The 16991-nt window shown below is 43.1% G+C and carries 14 protein-coding genes, 1 tRNA gene, 2 pseudogenes and 1 CRISPR repeat array (1 of these 18 only partly in view); of the genes and pseudogenes, 10 read left to right on the forward strand and 7 right to left on the reverse strand.

Annotation, left to right across the window (positions count from 1 at the left end; genetic code table 11):
* The first annotated feature begins 248 nt into the window (after nt 1-248).
* The 7 genes from CAL7507_RS04320 (at nt 249) to CAL7507_RS04345 (ending at nt 5770) form a co-directional block, all read left to right on the forward strand.
* Complete coding sequence (locus CAL7507_RS04320) at nt 249-803, forward strand: GNAT family N-acetyltransferase (RefSeq protein WP_015127207.1); 555 nt, start codon at nt 249-251, stop codon at nt 801-803.
* A 299-nt stretch (nt 804-1102) separates the two neighbouring features.
* Nucleotides 1103-1176, forward strand: a tRNA-Pro gene (locus CAL7507_RS04325).
* A 317-nt stretch (nt 1177-1493) separates the two neighbouring features.
* Nucleotides 1494-1658 (forward strand): hypothetical protein, encoded by a 165-nt coding sequence (locus CAL7507_RS32205; RefSeq protein WP_015127208.1) that lies wholly within the window; start codon nt 1494-1496, stop codon nt 1656-1658.
* 267 nt (nt 1659-1925) lie between these two features.
* Nucleotides 1926-2765 carry a Tic22 family protein gene (locus tag CAL7507_RS04330; RefSeq protein WP_015127209.1) on the forward strand — a complete coding sequence of 280 codons (840 nt, stop codon included), beginning with the start codon at nt 1926-1928 and terminating at the stop codon, nt 2763-2765.
* A gap of 3 nt (nt 2766-2768) precedes the next feature.
* Nucleotides 2769-3674 carry a peptide chain release factor N(5)-glutamine methyltransferase gene (gene prmC / locus CAL7507_RS04335; RefSeq protein ID WP_015127210.1) on the forward strand — a complete coding sequence of 302 codons (906 nt, stop codon included), beginning with the start codon at nt 2769-2771 and terminating at the stop codon, nt 3672-3674.
* Nucleotides 3675-3970: 296 nt separating this feature from the next.
* The gene (locus CAL7507_RS04340; RefSeq protein WP_015127211.1) at nt 3971-4561 is read left to right on the forward strand and encodes an L-threonylcarbamoyladenylate synthase; all 591 of its coding nucleotides are present in this window, start codon (nt 3971-3973) and stop codon (nt 4559-4561) included.
* A gap of 267 nt (nt 4562-4828) precedes the next feature.
* Nucleotides 4829-5770, forward strand: a complete 942-nt coding sequence (locus tag CAL7507_RS04345) for a sensor histidine kinase KdpD (RefSeq protein WP_042341798.1) — start codon at nt 4829-4831, stop codon at nt 5768-5770.
* Here CAL7507_RS04345 and CAL7507_RS04350 read toward each other — a convergent pair.
* The 6 genes and pseudogenes from CAL7507_RS04350 to secD (CAL7507_RS04375) form a co-directional block, all read right to left on the reverse strand.
* Nucleotides 5718-6188 carry a GNAT family N-acetyltransferase gene (locus CAL7507_RS04350; protein WP_015127213.1) on the reverse strand — a complete coding sequence of 157 codons (471 nt, stop codon included), beginning with the start codon at nt 6186-6188 and terminating at the stop codon, nt 5718-5720. The two genes, CAL7507_RS04345 and CAL7507_RS04350, sit on opposite strands and share 53 nt — an antisense overlap.
* A gap of 308 nt (nt 6189-6496) precedes the next feature.
* Nucleotides 6497-7075 carry a Uma2 family endonuclease gene (locus CAL7507_RS04355; RefSeq protein WP_015127214.1) on the reverse strand — a complete coding sequence of 193 codons (579 nt, stop codon included), beginning with the start codon at nt 7073-7075 and terminating at the stop codon, nt 6497-6499.
* 55 nt (nt 7076-7130) lie between these two features.
* Nucleotides 7131-7556 carry a hypothetical protein gene (locus CAL7507_RS04360; RefSeq protein ID WP_015127215.1) on the reverse strand — a complete coding sequence of 142 codons (426 nt, stop codon included), beginning with the start codon at nt 7554-7556 and terminating at the stop codon, nt 7131-7133.
* 134 nt (nt 7557-7690) lie between these two features.
* A complete protein-coding gene (gene secF / locus CAL7507_RS04365) occupies nt 7691-8677 on the reverse strand; it encodes a protein translocase subunit SecF (protein ID WP_015127216.1) in 987 nt (328 codons plus the stop codon).
* On the reverse strand, nt 8674-10095 hold the full coding sequence (gene secD / locus CAL7507_RS04370; RefSeq protein ID WP_015127217.1) for a protein translocase subunit SecD: 1422 nt from the start codon (nt 10093-10095) through the stop codon (nt 8674-8676). The genes secF and secD (CAL7507_RS04370) overlap by 4 nt, the downstream gene beginning before the upstream one ends.
* Nucleotides 10096-10193: 98 nt before the next feature.
* Nucleotides 10194-11027: pseudogene (gene secD / locus CAL7507_RS04375) on the reverse strand (preprotein translocase subunit SecD); the annotation flags it as partial.
* Nucleotides 11028-11426: 399 nt separating this feature from the next.
* On the opposite strand from secD (CAL7507_RS04375), the gene CAL7507_RS04380 reads away from it, so the two are divergent.
* Nucleotides 11427-11693, forward strand: a complete 267-nt coding sequence (locus CAL7507_RS04380; RefSeq protein ID WP_015127219.1) for an AbrB/MazE/SpoVT family DNA-binding domain-containing protein — start codon at nt 11427-11429, stop codon at nt 11691-11693.
* A complete protein-coding gene (locus CAL7507_RS04385) occupies nt 11690-12070 on the forward strand; it encodes a PIN domain-containing protein (protein WP_015127220.1) in 381 nt (126 codons plus the stop codon). The genes CAL7507_RS04380 and CAL7507_RS04385 overlap by 4 nt, the downstream gene beginning before the upstream one ends.
* A gap of 125 nt (nt 12071-12195) precedes the next feature.
* Here CAL7507_RS04385 and CAL7507_RS04390 read toward each other — a convergent pair whose 3' ends face one another.
* Nucleotides 12196-13179 (reverse strand): alpha-ketoacid dehydrogenase subunit beta, encoded by a 984-nt coding sequence (locus CAL7507_RS04390; RefSeq protein ID WP_015127221.1) that lies wholly within the window; start codon nt 13177-13179, stop codon nt 12196-12198.
* Between the two features lie 1733 nt (nt 13180-14912).
* Between CAL7507_RS04390 and cas1 the strand changes: the two are divergent.
* A pseudogene (gene cas1, locus CAL7507_RS04395) lies at nt 14913-15929 on the forward strand (CRISPR-associated endonuclease Cas1); the annotation flags it as partial.
* 329 nt (nt 15930-16258) lie between these two features.
* A CRISPR array of direct repeats spans nt 16259-16991; the repeat unit is 35 nt; unit sequence GTTTTAATTCCTTTACCCCTCACGGGGATGGAAAC; it runs 638 nt beyond the window's last position.

The raw sequence follows: 16991 nt of genomic DNA on the forward strand, positions 1-16991 counted from the left end.
TTATATCAATTCACACTCATATCCTTCCCTTTTGGTGAATTTCTCCTAGCTTTACAACAAAATGCTAAAGTTGAAAGTGATTGGTGTGAAACACACCCTCAAGAGCTGTTGCCATAGAGAACTCCTGAAACACTCAAAACGAGTTTTGAGTATGAGGGGCAGCAAATGGCTTGAGCTTTTGCGAAATGTGAATCACCACTTTAAAATAGTGGAAACCAATTCAGTTATACTACCCGAACCACGTTGGCATGGGTTTTTGGAAAACTTGGTTTAGTACTTCTGAATCTACGGCGACAAACAAAACAACTTCCTTTGAAGAGATGAGTGCGGAAGCTATGGGTAATTCTAGCCCTAATAGCGACCCCTCAGTCACTGCGCGCAGCGCAGAACGCATAGTTTTCAGTACGGAGCGAGATATCGACCTGTATGAACTCGAAGAACTCTGTGATGCAGTCGGTTGGTCGCGTCGTCCCCTGAGAAAAGTTAAAAAAGCTATAGAGCATAGTTTTCTCGTGGCCACAATGTGGCAAGTGCGAGGAAACAAACGTCGGCTGATTGGTTTTGCCCGTGCTACCTCAGATCATGCGTTTAATGCCACTATTTGGGATGTAGTCGTTCATCCAGACTTTCAAGGTAAAGGTCTGGGTAAATCGCTGATGAAATATGTCCTCAAAAAATTGCGGAGTGAAGAAATTAGTAATGTCACTCTCTTTGCTGACCCCCATGTGGTAGATTTTTACCGGACTATGGGTTTCATGGCTGATCCAGAAGGCATTAAAGGCATGTTTTGGTATCCTCATTAAGCTTAAAGACCAATAAAATCGACTGTAATTGCTTGACTTTCTTGAATGTGATGCAGTTTTCAGAGCCTTGGACAACAGGCAAACACATGTCTGATTATCAGGCTCAATGGGTATTCAACGTTTTTGGAGTATCAGCATAAAACTAATTTCTTATTTGCGGATATTAAAAGAGATGAGCGAAAAGCCATTAGATATGATATATTAGTAATAATGCTTTAGTTAAGCTATGTTACATGGGCTAAGTAGTGAAGCCGTTAGTTAGCATTAGAAACAAACTAGCAAGACTAGATTGATCTAGACGGGATGTAGCGCAGCTTGGTAGCGCGCCTGCTTTGGGAGCAGGATGCCGCAGGTTCAAATCCTGTCATCCCGATTTGAAATTGTCAATCAAAAAACCCTAGAACTAACAGCGTGTCTAGGGTTTTTTATGTTTTCTATCAGAAATCAATATTTCACTAGGAGTTGTCTTGGTAAATAAATGTGCTTTGAAATTAGATATTTTCTCCGGAAAGTCTCATGTAGCCGTTATGTGATTAGCCTGTTGTATGAGGAATAACAGACAAAGTTGATCTTCAGCAACTAGTAGCCTTAATGCTGCGTATTGTACAAATTTGAGGAGATATTCAAGCTAAAGCAGTTGGAACGATTAACTATAAAATGGCGTCATTCATAAATAGGAAAGGTAGTTAAATGGCATTTATCGCTTCATTGGTTGGAGAAATTTTTCGCCACTGGAGAGCAGCGGATAAAAAGCGGTTACTGCATTTAGCGGTAAGTAACAAGACAAAATTGAGAACAGCACAGCTTGAGTACAGTCAATGGCTGGCGACAACACCAGAAGCTGTGACTCATTGAGATGACAGATTTTTGGGTCGTCACAACGAGTCAGTGTTACACAGAGAAGTCGCCAGGAAGGAAACCCTCCTTTTGCTGGGCAGGCTAGAAAAAAAGGTTTATAAACTGGATTTAGTATCGCCTGTTGAGCGCTGACTATAAAAATTCAACAGTTGCCACAATTTTTTCACATCTGAAATGGATTGCTATATAACTAAAACAAGTTGGTGCTGTGCAAATCCAACTGTTTGTCTGACTTAAATTGAATTATTGATGCGAGGAGCAGTCATGAAATCATTAGTTCGCTGGGGCGCGACATTAGGTTTAGTCGGGAGTACTCTGCTGGGAGCGGTCTTTGCAGGAAGTTTTCCCGTCTTGGCATTGTCAGAACAACAAATCAAAGACAAATTAGACTCTGTCCCCGTTTACTTGATTACTAACGAGAAAGGCTTACCTTTAAGTCGTGCATTACCGGAAGCGCAAAGCGGTCCAAAAAAGGGAGGTTCCGTCACAGGGGTTTATCTGAGTCGCCAAGAGGCTCAGACCTTCATCAATGAACTGCGGAGTGCTAAAGGCAAAGATCCAAAACTGGAAGAAATCGCCAAAAACCTCCAGGTTACAGCTGTGCCTCTGGGAGTAATTTATCAACAATTGCAACAAACCAAAAACCAAGATAATCGGCTGTTATTTGCTTTTAAACCTGTAGATCAGGAAATTAAAGGGGCGTTGGAGTTGCTGCAACAAAGTGGTCAAAAGGTAGATCAGTTTAAAAGCGTACCTGTTTTTGCGGTGAGATTTGCGCCAGATCAGGGTTATGTGCCAATTCAAATGACAGCTGACAAACAGCAATTAATTCCTTTGTTTTTGAGCAAGCAAGATGCACAAGGCTTATTGGGACAGGTGAAGCCAAAGTATCCCAAAGCTGATATTCAAGTAATTGACGTAGATGGAGTCATTAAAACCTTACAAGATAAAAACGATTCGTGGCTGAATCAAGTTGTTTTAGTGCCATCTGCAGAATCTAGACAATATATCCAGACGTTACCTAGGGATAATAACGCTCCTAAAACTCCTGCTGTAGCGCCCAATCGGAATAATTCTCAGCCAGCGAAGCCCAAGCAACGTTAAAGAATGAGGGATCAACGGCTAAAAGTGGTTTCTGGTTTACAACTTTGGCGGTGGCGACATCAGGCGATCGCCTCAGCGATCGCTAGTAATGTCCCACCGGCAGAGGTAGATTGGCTACTCTTGGAGGTAGCTGGGTTAGACCGCTTGGCATTGCGTTTAGAATCTTTTAAAGATTGGCCTCAGATGCAACTGAAGTTTTCTTTAGATGATTTAGACCAACTGTGGCAGCGACGATTACATGACCGCTTACCAGTACAGTACATTGCGGGTGTGACTCCTTGGCGACAGTTTGACATTGCTGTGTCGAGTGCAGTTTTGATTCCCAGACCAGAAACAGAATGCTTGATTGATTTAGCTGTGGAAGCCGCTGTTAATCTACCCTCAGGAAACTGGGCGGATTTGGGGACTGGTAGTGGGGCGATCGCTCTGGGATTAGCAAGCGTGTTTCCGGAGTCTACAATTCACGCTGTTGATTACAGCCCAGAAGCTTTAGCGATCGCCCAAGCCAACGCCCATAATTTAGGGCTAGCCCACCGGATGCGATTTTATCAAGGTTCCTGGTGGGAGCCACTAGCAGCCCTCAAAGGTCAATTTAGTGGTTTGGTATCCAACCCGCCTTATATCCCCACTAGTACCTTACCTACCCTGCAACCAGAAGTGTTTCACCATGAACCACATTTAGCTCTAGATGGGGGTGCGGATGGCTTAGATGCCATCCGCCATTTAATCGAGGTATCCCCGGCTTATTTGCGGACTGGTGGTGTCTGGCTGATTGAGATGATGGCAGGACAGGCAGATACTGTCCGAGAACTGTTGCAAAATCACGGTAGTTATTACGACATTCAAATTCATGCTGATTTAGCTGGCATTGAACGCTTTGCCCTTGCTTATGTCAGTGCTGAGTGGTGAAATAGTTGTTTAGGACTTACGCAACTGGCTCATATATTTTCTGGTGTAAGAGTCAAGGGTCAAGGGTCAAGGTTTTTGGATTTTTGACAACCTCAACGAAAAAAAATATGGCACTTGCGTAAGTCCTGTTGTTTAACAGTCGATAGTTATCGGTGTTCTATGTATCTCTGGGTCGAAGTCTCCCCACGTAGACCAAGTGGCGAACCCGTCAGGACGCTTCTTTACCTATGCCGATACGCCTGATAACTGATAACTGATACTTCGACTCCGCTCAGTACAAGTAACTGATAACTGATATGACACAGGTTACTTTAGAAGCCCTGATCACAGGGGCACGTGCTGGCTCTTTAGTTAGCTTTCCGACAGATACAGTTCCTGCATTGGCGGCTTTACCAGATAAAGCCGCATTAATTTTTGCAGCTAAACAGCGGAGTCAAGATAAACCATTGATTTTGATGGCAGCTAGTGAGTCAGATTTATGGACTTACGTCCAAGGCAGTGATTTAGAGTATCAAATTTGGCAAGAATTAGCGCACAAATATTGGCCAGGAGCGGTAACATTAGTATTGCCAGCGTCGGCGATAGTGCCAAAAGTGATGAATCCCACTGACCCCACGACAATTGGTGTCAGAGTTCCAGCAAGTGCGATCGCCCAAGCTATTTTGGCTCAAACAGGTCCACTGGCTACCACTAGTGCCAATTTTTCTGGTCAGCCTCCCTTGCAGACGATGGCAGAGATTGAGGCGCAGTTCCCTGAAGTTCTAACTCTCAAAGAACCACAATTTCAGGGAGAAATATCAGGGATGGGTTTACCTTCCACCGTTGCTAAATGGACGGGGACGAATTGGCAAATTTTACGACAGGGTGCAATTAAGTTAAATTTTTAACCTGAAAAAGGCTAGATGGCTATAATGTTGTTTTCTCTGTGTGAATCTCACATCTAAGAGTTAAGACTAGGTATGGGGCATTGGCCATAGAGAATAAATTTAACTACGGACGCAGTGAGCTAGGAACTTGGGTTACTTAGTAAGAAACAGAAAAATTTTTAATTGCGTCTACGAATTAAAGAACTGGAGTTGAGCCTATAAAAGGGGAAATCCAGGGCTTGATTTTGCATCATTGTCGTCAATAAAAAAGTTAATATTTGCTAAATGATAAATTGGAGCAACTGGTTATATCTAGGTGCAGGAATGGCACTAGGGACGGGATTATGTTGGTTATTTGTGCGAAAATCAAATGCCACAGTTAGCTCATCCCCCGTCACGCTAAAAGAGCAACAGATCCTGCAACAATTGCAGCAACTGCAACTGGCATACCAAATGGTTTGGGAAATGAGCCAGTTTAAAGCGGGTTTTTTGGCACGGACTACTCATGAATTGCGATCGCCTCTAAATGGTCTGATCGGCTTACACCAGTTAATTTTGTCGGATTTGTGCGAAGATCGGGCTGAAGAGCGAGAATTTATTGCTCAAGCCCACGAACGGGCGCTGAAATTGCTGAAGCTGATTGATGAAATTCTCCGTGTCGCCAGAACAGATCATGGAACCCACAAATTAGATATCCAGCCGCTAGCGCTAGCTGAAGTTTTGCAAGAAGTCTATCAATTAATTTATCTGTTGGCAGCAAATCGGAATTTTCCCTTACAAGTGCTACCCGCAGATCCAGATATTTATGTTGTCGCAGACCCTAGATGGTTACGCCAGGTATTGGTAAATTTAGTAGATACCGCTATTACTCAGATGGAGGAAGGCAGTATCTGTATTTCTAGTAATGTTTCACTAAGTAATGATTCTGTCAACATTTGGTTGGATATACCAGCCAATGCTTTGCCTTGGAGTGAGTCGATAGATTTCATCAAATCTATCGATTTTGTCAATTCTGAAGACAAGCTACCTCAGACTGGTAAAGAGCATCCGACTCTTTCTCCGGGAATGAAACTATTACTCAATCAAACTTTGTTGGAGACGATGGGAGGAAAGCTAGAGATTGTTTCATCTCCCATCACCAAGGAAGCAGCTGATCAATTTACCAGACTACAAGTTTCTATCCCCCTATTGATTCCTGAACCTGAATTTCTGCAGCTGTCAGAGAAGTAAGGCTGGATTGGTTGTATAACACCATTGTGGTGGTTGTGTTGGACTGAAAACCGATTTTTTTATAGAATCCCTGCTGGTGAGTTGTCATTAAATATACACGTTCAACCAATCTCACGCGGGGATGACTCAACACTGTTTCCACTAATTTGTTTCCCAAGCCCATCTCACGATAGTCTGGGTGAATAACAACATCCCAAATCGTAGCGCGATAGATGCAATCAGAAGTCGCCCTAGCAAAGCCTATCAGTTGTTTGTTATCACAGACAGAAATTACTGGATCGCTGTTGGCAATAGCGATACCTAAATCTTCGATGCTGCGTCCTTTAGCCCAAAAAGCTGCAAGATTGAATAACTCTTGTAATTGGTAAAGGTCAATTTCCGAATGGCGATCGCTAAATTGAATCTGAGAATAATTCATTGATAACACTTGATGTTAGCGGTATTTTTACCAAATGTAATCTCTATTCTGACAAATTTTGCTACAGATAAACCAGGAGTCAGAATACAGCATTCAGCATTCAGAATCCTTTACCCATAAAGGAATAGAGTTTCAATTTAGGAAGAATATTTAATACTAGTTTCGCCCACCATTCCACTCGCTTTTAACCAATATTCAGACGTTCGCAGACTTTCGTAGAGAAGCCAGTCTGTAGGCTTTACGCTGCGCTATCACCCACTCGCACAGAATTCATACTGACTCCTGAATTCTTCTTATAAACAACTGGCTTACGCAAAAATTGGCTCTAAATTTAAAATAAAACCAGGTAGAATATCTTCCCCAGATAAACTTGTAGGAGATTGTAAAACTTCAGGTGCTTGATGAGGATGATAAATTATTACTTGTTTATCTTTAGGGTTGATTAACCAACCAAGTAATAATCCCGCAGCTAAATATTCTTGCATCTTGGCTTGAGTATCTTTCACCTCATCAGTTTCGGAAACTAATTCCACTGCAAAATCAGGACATAATGGCAAGAATTTTTTCCTTTGTTCTGGTGTGAGAGCATTCCATCTTTCCATCCTTACCCATGAAGCATCAGGGGAACGAGTTGCACCATTGGGAAGTTTAAAACCAGTGGACGAATCAAAAGCTTTCCCTAATTTTTTTTGACTGTTCCAAAACCATAATTGACCTAATAAATCAAAATTACGATTCCCCGTTTCTCCACCAGTGGGCGACATAATGACTAATTCTCCTTCAGCAGTTAATTCTAAACCCAACTCTTTATTCACAGTAACAAGAAGCTCAAATTCCTCATCCGTAAATTTAAGATTAGGAGGTAATTGCAAAGTTAAATAAGTCATAATTAATTTTCTATGTTCAAAGTCCCAGGAACGTCAGTGACACAATCCCCCAGCTTTAGCTGCGGGGGGTTTCAAAAATCCACTTCCATAAAGGATGGGTTTGTCCCTGTTGACGTATACGGCAGACTTGTTTTTCTAATTGTTGCTTTTCCTGCTGTGGTAGTCCGAATAGAATATTCCGGCTTTGCCAAATTAAAACAGCCGCAGTCGTACCAATACAAAAGGCTAAACCAAGGGTTGACAGTGGATGATAAAACAGTCCATAGCGCAGTGCGACCCAAGTAAAATATTGTTGCCAGAGAGTAACTTCTGTATGTAAATCCCACAAGCAAAGAGGTGTAATAGTCAGCCATAAACAGCCGACAAACAACCACCTACCGTATACTGTCAACTGATGTAGCCTTTGCACTTGTTGAGCAAAAGATGGGTCAGAGTTGTTAGTATATTTGCCGTTGATTGATGGTTGTTCCGGTTGATCCATAGGAGATGAGGGACTGGGGGCTGGGGACTGGGGGCTGGGGATTGCACTTCGACTACGCTCAGTGTCCGGGGATTGGGGATTGGGGGAAAAAATTAATGACTCTTTCCTATTGCCTATTGCCTATTGCCTGTTGCCTAACTATCGGCAGATGTATCAATTGATTCAGCACTTACTACTACTGGCGATCGCTCAGTACGTTCTCGCCACCAAGTTAATAAAGTACTAGCAATGAAAATGCTGGAATAAGCGCCCATTGTAAAGCCAATAATTAGGGCTAAGGCAAAGTTTTTGAGGGTGTCTCCACCAAACAAAAAGATGGCAAATAATGTCAGCAACACAGTTAAGGTTGTATTGATTGACCTGCCTAGGGTTTGGTTGACTGCATCATCAACAATGTCAGTGATGGGGCGGTTGGGATTGATTTGTAGTGTTTCCCGGATGCGATCGTAAATCACTACTGTGTCGTTGACGGAAAAACCTGTAATTGTTAGTAGGGCGACGATGAAGAGGCTATCGACTTCAGTACCTATTACTAAGCCTAAAATCGAAAAAACCCCTGTTGTGATCAAAATATCATGAAACAGAGCGACGATCGCAAATACGGCATAGTCTAATTGGAAGCGGAAACTCAAATAGACAACGATGCCCAAAAAGGAGACAATCAGGGCTAATAACCCAGAGGTGAACAACTCTCGCCCTAAGGTAGGGCTAACATCGTCTAGCTGGTTTTTGCTCTGGTCGAAAACACCAATTTTCTCACTTAAAGCATTTTGTAACTTGGTACGCTGTTCCAGCTCTAATTTTTTAGTGCGGATTAAGATGCCATTTTCGGCTTTTGTGTCTTTATCAGCGACAATTTGGATGCTGCTGTCACCTAGTCCCTGGGCTTTAGCTACTTCCCGGACTAAATTGATATCTATTGGCTTGTCGCAGTTACCAGGTTTTGTGCAGTCTCTTTCTAGCTGTAATCTTGTCCCACCAACAAAGTCCAAACTAGGACGTAAGGGAGCGTTAATTTTGGGATTTTGCCAAGAAATTATCATTGAGGCGATACCTGCAACGATAATAGCAAGAGAAATTGTCCACCAAAGCGATCGCGATTTGTTAATACTGAGTTTCATTGAGCCACCTCTGCCTTATTTGATGCTGGCAGGTTCGGAGAGAAAAGTTCTGGTTTCCGCAGTGCAGGTATGGAGATTGCCAAAAACATGAAAGTACGACTACAGGTAATAGCAGTGAACATACTGACTGCCACACCTAAAGCCAAAGTTAGGGCAAAGCCTTTAACCAAACCAGATCCTAGCCAGAAGAGGGCAGCACAAGCAATGACTGTGGTCACGTTACCATCTAAAATACTAGAAAAGGCGCGGTAAAATCCAGACTCTACAGAACGATATAGGGTTTTGCCTGCTTGCAATTCTTCCCTTGTGCGCTCAAAAATTAGCACGTTTGCATCTACAGCCATACCAATGCTGAGGATAAAACCAGCAATTCCGGGCAGGGTTAAGGTGACACCAAACAAAGCGAATGTTGCCCAGGTCAACAAGGAGTAGATTAGTAGGGCGATATCAGCTATGACACCTGGTAGTCGATAGTAGACCACCATAAAGATTAATACTAAAGCTAGACCACCAAGTCCAGCGTAAATACTGCTTTGAATACTATCTTTACCCAAGGTTGCACCAACGGTGCGAATTTCGGCAATTTTGACTGGTACAGGTAATGCACCACCCCGTAGCTGCACACCCACGTCGTTAGCTTCTTGGGCTGTAAACCGACCTGTAATCACAGCGCGACCACCAGTAATCCCAGCGGTAGCAAATTCTGGTGGTACACTCGGAGCGCTCTTGAGTTCATTGTCTACAAAAATACCAATGCTGCGACCAGTACCAGCGAGGTTTTTGGTGAGTCCGGCAAATAGTTTACCACCTTCATCATCGAAGTGAATGGCAATATTCCAATTATTATCGCCGCCTTGAGTGGGTTCACCGTAGGCATCTTTAAGGAATTTACCAGTCAGTGGTGGGGTTGTGCTTTCAAACAATTCAGCGATCGCTTCGTTATTCTTTTGCAACTCTTCTTGATTTTTCGCAATTGCTGCACTGTCCTGAGATTTTCTTAATTCTTCCTGCTTGGCTTTTAGTTCAGTTCGGGAAACTTGAAAAGCACGCAGTGGAATTTCTGTACTAGGTTTTTGTGTGCGGAATTCTAATTGCGCCGTACCCTTTAACACCCGTTCTGCTTCTACTGGGTCATTAACTCCTGGTAGCTGCACAAGAATTTTGTTGGTGTTCTGTACTATTTGAATCACTGGCTCAGAAACGCCAAGACCGTTAATACGACCCTCAACGACTTTTTGCACAGCTTCTAATTCGCGTTGGGTGATTTTGGGAATTTCCGGTGTAGTTAGCACCTCAATTGTGAGCTGTGATCCTCCGCGCAAATCTAGTCCTAAGGGTATAGGAATCGTAGCAATCACCGTAATGGCGGCGATTACCAGAACAAAAATCAAGGCTAATAGCGATCGCTGTCTTTGCATACCGTAACTCGCAACTGACAAAGGCTATAATAGCGCTCTTTTAGACAGTTATCAGTTAACAGTTATCAGTTATCAGTCTGTTCACTGTTAACTAATTTAATTTTCACTGGAACTGGTAACGCCCCACCCCGTAACTGTATGCCTAAGTCCTTGGCTTGTTGGGCTGTAAACCTTCCGGTAATTACAGCCCGACCACCAGTAATCCCGGTATCCGCAAATTCTGGACCGACTATGGGAGAGCTGATGAGTTCATTATCTAGAAAAATACCAAGACTACGTCCAGTTCCAGCCAGATTTTTAGTAAGTTTAGTAAATAGCGCGTCACCCTCTTGATTGAAGGCAATAGCAACACTCCAGTTGTCACCCTGGGAGGGTTCACCGTAGGCATCCTTGAGGAATCTACCTGTGAGTGGTGGGTTGGTGCTGGTAAATATTTTAGCGATCGCTACTTGATTCTTCTGCAAATCTGCTAAATTTTTAGCGATCGCCACTTGATCATTTCTGATTTTTAAATCTGCCTGATTTAACTTCAGTGCTGCTCTTGATGCCTGTAAAGCCAGCAATTCTTTTTCTGTACCACGCTTTTGCGGGCGGAATTCTAACTGTGCTGTACTCCCCAAAATCCGTTGAGCTTGCTCTAAATCTTTAACTCCTGGTAGCCGGACGATAATTTTATCTGTGCCAGATTTTTCAATTACTGCTTGCCAAATCCCCAAACCGTTAATACGTCCTTCAACAACCTTTTTAACAGCTTCCAGTTCTCGTGAGGATATTTGCGGAATTTCTGGTGTTTTTTGTAACTCAATAATTAACTGAGAACTTCCCCGGAGGTTTTGATTTTGTCCTAACAGTACGGAATTACAAGAACTCAACGCCATTACCGCGACTACTTGAGTTGATATTAGGGCTAACAATGAGCGTTTTCTTTGCATACCATAGCTCATGACTCACAAAAGCCATAATAGCGCCATAGCGGTTCTCAGTTGGATGTAACGCCGTGTGCGACTTTCTCTCAGACCTAACCCCCAACCCCTTCCCTACAAGGGAAGGGGAGCAAGAATCAAAGCTTCTCTCCGTTTCGGGGAGAGGTTTGGAGAGGGGTTTTAAGAATAAGTCGCACATCGCGTGATGTAACACAAAATTATATCGTCGCTTGTAGGGTCACGGCAATGCCGTGACCTTATGAGTGTATTGGACTCAAGCGATAACCGCTATATTTTTGGGAGTTATTTAAGTTATTGGTTAAGAATTATGAGAGCAGACAAAATATTTTGCCACGAATCAATAATTTGTGGCATATATAGAGATAATGTGGCACTAAAATTCTGAGGATGTCTGAATTACCTGCATACGCTGAAGTTCATTTGGGTCCCCAAGGTCGCGTGGTGATTCCTGCATCTTTAAGGCGATCGCTTGGCTTGGAAGCAGGGGATATCTTGATTGCCCGTCTGGAAGCAGGGCGGCTCGTTTTGGAAAAACAAGAGACTATTAAGCATAGACTCAAAGCTCGCTTTTCACACATACCCAAGGATATCAGTCTTGCTAATGATTTGTTAGCAGAACGCCGGGAAGAAGCCAAAAAAGAGTTTAGTGAATGAAAACAGTTCTTGACGCTTCGGCTGTGCTGGCCTATTTACAGGACGAACCAGGTAGTGAGGTAGTGGAGGTAGTGCTAGCTGAGTCGGTGATTTCGAGTGTCAATTGGGCAGAAGTAGTACAAAAAGCGATCGCTGCTGGTGTAGTCGTTGATGGTATGGGCGACGACTTGGAAGCGCTGGGACTGGAAACATACCCATTCACGCGAGATGATGCCGAAGTGACAGGGCGAATCTGGCAACAAACTCGACAGTACGGTCTGTCTCTAGGCGATCGCGCTTGTCTGAGTCTGGGACTGAGGCTGAATATTCCAGTTTTGACAACTGATCGAGTGTGGAGAAACCTGGATTTAGCTTTGGATGTACGCGTAATTCGTTAACAGCTTAAGTATTTGTCAAGGGTCAAGGGTCAAATGTCAAGGGTCAAGAATGATTATCCCCAGTCCCCGGACACTGAGCGTAGTCGAAGTGCAGTCCCCAGTCCCCAGTCCCCAGTCCCCAGTCCCTATACTCGCGCAGCTACCATTTTTTCTACAGCTTCCACAATTTGTTCTGGTTGGACAATTGTCAGCCGCTCCAGATTGCCATTGTAAGGTGTGGGAATATCTTGAGAAGAGAGCCGCAACACGGGCGCATCTAATTCATCAAATAAGCGATCGTTAATTGAAGCGATGACTTCTGCAGCAATTCCCCCAGTCCGCATCGCCTCTTCGACAATAATCACACGATGGGTTTTGCGGATAGATGCACCAATGGTGTCAAAATCTAGTGGCTTGAGTGATATCAAGTCAATTACTTCTGGGTCGTAACCTGATTTTTCCAGAGTTTTCACCGCTTGCAACACATGGTGCCGCATTCTGGAATAAGTCAGAATTGTCACATCTTTACCGGAACGCACAACTTCAGCCTTATCCAAAGGTAGATAATATTCTTCTTCTGGTAAGTTTTCTTTTAAGTTGTAGAGGAGAACGTGTTCAAAGAACAACACCGGGTTATCATCACGGATAGCAGATTTTAGCAACCCTTTAGCATTGTAAGGTGTAGAGCAGGTGACAATCTTCAACCCAGGAACGGCTTGGAAGTAGGTTTCTAGTCGCTGAGAATGCTCTGCCCCTAGCTGCCGTCCTACACCCCCAGGGCCCCGAATTACCATCGGAATTTTAAAATTACCGCCGGAAGTGTAGCGTAGCATCCCAGCGTTGTTAGCTATCTGGTTAAAGGCTAGCAGTAAGAAGCCCATGTTCATTCCCTCAATGATGGGTCTTAACCCAGTCATTGCGGCTCCCACAGCCATACCAGTAAAGCTATTTTCTGCAATGGGTGTATCTAAAATTCGGAGTTCGCCATATTTTTTGTATAAATCTTTGGTGACTTTGTAGGAACCGCCATAGTGTCCTACATCTTCGCCAAGCACGAATACACTAGAGTCACGCGCCATTTCTTCATCAATGGCTTCCCGCAGGGCGTTGAAAAATAGAGTTTCTGCCATTTAGACCTTTAGTTACGATTATTGTTTTAGAATCTTATCGCGCTGCCGTAGCAAATATAGTAGGCGATCGCACTACTTGAGTTTGGGAATGGGGAATTGGTTCTTCCCTAACGCTTCCTCTGTCGAGCCGCCCTGATACCCTATTGCTATTCTGCCGTGAAGAAGGCACAAATTTTTAAGATAACTCTATATTTAACTGATAACTAATTCAATCTATTGTGCAATCAACTACAAAACCGAGTGCATCACCCGAATTTCTCACCACACCTCCCAAAGCCTGCGCTTGAGTAGGTTCGCTAGGGGGAGAGTTCTTGTACAAATTCTTTCCCCTCTGCCCCTCTGCTCCATCAAACGCTTGAAGCTTGTGAGAAATTACGAGAAGATAGGTCTGCCAGTTGCGTAAGTCCTGTTATCGATCAGTCTGAGAGAATTTCGGCAAATCTCTGATGGCTTTTGCTACACAGGAATGGTTGTAATTTAGTGTTGAAATTACCGAAATGAGAAAGCAAACCGCAGTTTGAGAAAGCAATATCTGCTTTTACTTGCTGAATCTACCGAAATGAGAAAGCAAACCGCAGTTTGAGAAAGCAATATCTGCTTTTACTTGCTGAATCTACCGAAATGAGAAAGCAAAAAGGCATTTTGAGAAAGCAATATCTGTTTTTGCTTACTGAATCTACTGAAATGAGAAAGCAAAAAGGCATTTTGAGAAAGCAAACTGGAGTTTGAGAAAGCAATATCTGCTTTTGCTGATTAAATTACCCAAAAGTTGCTCTCCAGATTCCTAACTTCTTGAAGAAGCCGGTGATCTAAACACTCGTCTGTAGTCTGTAACAGATGTCTTAAAAGTCATATACGAAGTCATATACAAAATCAAATAACCCATACATAAACTCATATATAGGACTGTGACAATTAAATTAAAGGGTAAAAGAAAAGTGAAATCGGCGATTAGAAACCGCACGCCAGTTGCTACCCTGCGGGTTCCGCTTTAGCGGTACAAGTCAGCAGAGCCGCCCAACGCACTGGCTCGTCTACACAAACAAAACCGGGAGCATCCACTTTTGGAAGAAATACCGGGCGATTGGAAATCGCGGCTACACAAACGTTCGCCCTTGGCGTTCCCGAAGGGTAGTCCGCCTTCGCGGACTCTCTGAAACCCGCGTTCGCGTAACGTTCCGCAGGAAAGACGGGTTTAGTTTGTATAGCCCCAGACTACTAGTAGTCTGTCAGGGTTGAAATGAGGGACTGTAGTGTAAGCGTCTCGCTCACGCGGGCTTTTCGGCCCGCACTACCAAAAACCCCTCAAAACAAAATTGACAAACTACTAGTCTGAGAGCGATCCGCCAAAAGTGGATGCTCCCACAAAACCTACATCCGCAGGTTAAAAATCCTTGATTTCGGATTAGTCAACCTCCGTGGACTTTGTTTGTGTAGTAGCGAATTTTATTTGCCAAATACTTTTTAAACTCTTCCTTCTTTTACCTTTTACCTTTTAACTTTTAACTTGCATCTCATTATTGGCAGGAAACCATGACTACGGGTGCATCCCAGTTTTTATTATGCAGAAGGAGAAAAACCAAAATGTCATTGCGAGGAGGAACGACGAAGCAATCGCATAGACTTGTTATGAGTGGAAAATCTTGCGATTGCTTGTCTGCGACACGCTCCGCGAACGCTTCACTTCGTTATGCTCGCAATGACGGAGCATTTAAAAAAGTGGGATGCTCCCCATGACTACTTTATATATAACTGACCAAGGTGCATATCTGAGCATAAAAAATCAGCAGTTTCAAGTATTTTGTCAAGGTCAGTTGCGGATTAAAGTGCCAGTATCACGGGTAAGCAATGTTGTGCTATTTGGTTCTTGCAATGTATCACATGGTGCGGTGAGCATGGCATTGCGGCGACGAATTCCGATTATGTATTTATCCCAGAAAGGGAGATATTTTGGCAGGTTGCAAGCAGAAGGTGATGCTAGGGTAGAATATTTGATGTTACAAGTTGAGCGTTGCCAAAATCTGGAATTTACGCGCAATCAAGCAGAAGTAATTGTCACAGCTAAAATCCATAACTCTCGAATCTTATTAATGCGCTTAAATCGCAGAAAATCACCGGAATTTGATGATAGTCTTGTCAAAGAAGCAATAAAAAATTTAGATGTTTTGATGGATAAATTACCCTTTGCAGAGAGTATGGATGCATTGCGAGGGTATGAAGGAAAAGCAGCGACAGTTTATTTTCAAGCATTGGGAAATTTATTCTCTGGTGCGTTTAAATTCGAGAAGCGTACCAAGCGTCCACCCACTGACCCAGTTAATAGCCTTTTGAGTTTAGGATATACATTACTCAGCCAAAATGTTTTCTCGTTTATCCAATCTGTAGGATTGCATACTCACTTTGGTAATCTTCACGTCCCCCGCGATAATCACCCAGCCTTAGTTAGCGACTTAATGGAGGAATTTCGCGCTCAACTAGTTGATTCTTTAGTTGCTTATTTGATTAACTCGAATATTTTCACAGCAGATGATTTTACTCTTCCTGATGAAAAAGGAGGTGTATATCTTCAACCCCATGCGTTGAAAAAGTTTCTCAAGCACTGGGAAGAAAAGCTGCAATCTGAGTTAACGCACCCAAATACAGGATATAAAGTGAGCTTTCGTAGGTGTTTAGAGCTACAAGTGCGGGAGTATGTAGCTTGTCTAAGGGGAGAGGTGAAGGTATATCGACCAATGATTTGGAAACCTTAATAGGGAGATTGCATTTTGCTGGGTGCTATAGTATTATTTATACCAACACATGCACCTTGAAAATTCTATAAGTGTATACCGTTTACCTCTAACTTAATGGTTAGTTTCCTGAAGCCATTTTGTTAAGAAGTGTAAACTGAGGGGGTCGGACAAAGGCTGAAAAGCTTATTGTTTCGTAGACCCCCTCAGGTCGCTTACTGTATAAGGGTTTGAGTTACTTGGAGACTGTAGTTATTCTCAATAACTATGCTCTGTTGACAGGTAAAACATACCCCCCTCAGTTTTACGGTTCTGTGAGCCTTATTTGGTAAGCTTTCTGTAACAGTAGAGTTTTAATTCCTTTACCCCTCACGGGGATGGAAACCCTTGGGTGTCCACTGAAGCGCTGCCATTAATGGCAAACGCTGTTTTAATTCCTTTACCCCTCACGGGGATGGAAACATTTCCTTGGGTTTCTCCAGAATTTTTACTCGTCAAGTTTTAATTCCTTTACCCCTCACGGGGATGGAAACGGTCTTCCCGTTTTAGGGAAGTGCGAGTTAGCACCCTCTTGGGTTTTAATTCCTTTACCCCTCACGGGGATGGAAACGCTTTTAATGAAGCCGGAAATGATGCAATCTTTTGAGGTGTTTTAATTCCTTTACCCCTCACGGGGATGGAAACGTGATACCACTTTGCAAGAAGTTACCCAAATCGGTTAAAGTTTTAATTCCTTTACCCCTCACGGGGATGGAAACTCTTGCGCTACTTTGCATCCACATCTTTTTGTGTTTGAAGTTTTAATTCCTTTACCCCTCACGGGGATGGAAACTGTTGGTAATCAAAAAGGGGAAACTAATTCAAATACTAAGGAGTTTTAATTCCTTTACCCCTCACGGGGATGGAAACTTTTGCCAACAGTGCAAGTGCATCAATTGATTCAGAAAGAATAGTTTTAATTCCTTTACCCCTCACGGGGATGGAAACTAGATAAGTACACCTTTGATTTCATTTCCATCTAGCAGTAGTTTTAATTCCTTTACCCCTCACGGGGATGGAAACCAGCTACTGAACTTCGGTTGT

Origin of the sequence: Calothrix sp. PCC 7507, assembly GCF_000316575.1 — a bacterium.
In the GTDB taxonomy this organism is placed as follows: Bacteria; Cyanobacteriota; Cyanobacteriia; order Cyanobacteriales; family Nostocaceae; genus Fortiea.